A 405-nucleotide genomic window follows, 5' to 3' on the forward strand; every position below is an offset into this window, starting at 1 on the left:
GTCACGACGCGGCGCACGGCCTTCACGACGTTCTCCGCTGAAACGACGACCTTCACCACGACCGCCTTCACGACGTTCGCCACCGAAGCCACGACCGCCTTCACGACGCTCGCCGCCGAAGCCACGACCGCCTTCGCGACGCTCACCGCCGCCACGACGTTCGGTGCGCGGCTGCGCATCGCCCAGCAGCTGCATGTTCATCGGCTTGTTCAGGATACGGGTACGAGTAAAGTGCTGCAGCACTTCGCCCGGCATCCCTTTCGGCAGCTCAATGGTGGAGTGAGAAGCGAACAGCTTGATGTTACCGATGTAACGGCTGCTGATATCGCCTTCATTGGCGATCGCGCCAACGATATGACGCACTTCAACGCCGTCATCGCGACCCACTTCAATGCGATACAGCTC

Annotated in this window: 1 protein-coding gene; it reads right to left on the bottom strand. The window is 61.5% G+C overall.

All coding sequences use genetic code 11. The annotated features are described in order from the left end of the window. The coding region (locus tag M3673_RS18885) for a DbpA RNA binding domain-containing protein (protein WP_251535620.1) at positions 1 to 405 on the bottom strand (405 nt) is incomplete at both ends.

Origin of the sequence: Nocardioides sp. P86 (assembly GCF_023712465.1) — a bacterium.
GTDB lineage: Bacteria > Actinomycetota > Actinomycetes > Propionibacteriales > Nocardioidaceae > Nocardioides > Nocardioides kribbensis.